At 63.1% G+C, this 642-nt stretch carries 1 pseudogene; it reads left to right on the plus strand.

Annotated features, from left to right (window positions below):
- Positions 1-183: 183 nt before the first annotated feature.
- A pseudogene (locus tag ACFQU0_RS11735) lies at positions 184-642 on the plus strand (IS21 family transposase); the annotation flags it as partial.

The raw sequence follows: 642 nt of genomic DNA on the forward strand, positions 1-642 counted from the left end.
TGCGTATTCCACGCCATGGCGGACACGATTCCATGCTGATGGCGGACAGTGTTCCAGCGTGATGGCGGACACCGTTCCACGCTGAAGGCGGACAGCATTCCAAATTGATGGCGGACACCCGAGGGGTGTTCTGAGTGACCCGAACGCGGCATACGCTGCCCGGTTTTTTGACCGGAAACAGCGATGCCCACACCCAGGGTCACCATGAGCAAGATACGACACACACTGCAACTGCTGCACGGCGGGACATTGAGCACCCGCCAAATCGGCGCCGCCCTCGGCATCTCCAAATCCACTGTCAGCGAAATCGCCAGCTACGCACGCGTGGCTGGCGTGGACTGGGCGCTGGCCCAGACCTTGAGCGACGAAGAGCTCCAGTCCCGGCTCTACAAACCGCCAGTGCCCCGCGCATCCCGCCACCTGGAGCCCGACTGTGCCCACATCCACCACGAACTGCGCCGCCCCGGCGTCACCCTGCAACTGCTGTGGGAGGAGTACCAACAGCAGCACGGCGGCCAAGCCTACAAGTACAGCGCCTTCTGCGAGAAGTACCAAGCCTGGGCCCGGCGTTTGAAGCGCTCCATGCGCCAGACCCATGTGGCCGGCAACAAACTCTTTGTGGACTACGCCGGCCAGACGGTG

Origin of the sequence: Hydrogenophaga defluvii (genome assembly GCF_042665235.1) — a bacterium.
GTDB lineage: Bacteria > Pseudomonadota > Gammaproteobacteria > Burkholderiales > Burkholderiaceae_C > Hydrogenophaga > Hydrogenophaga defluvii_A.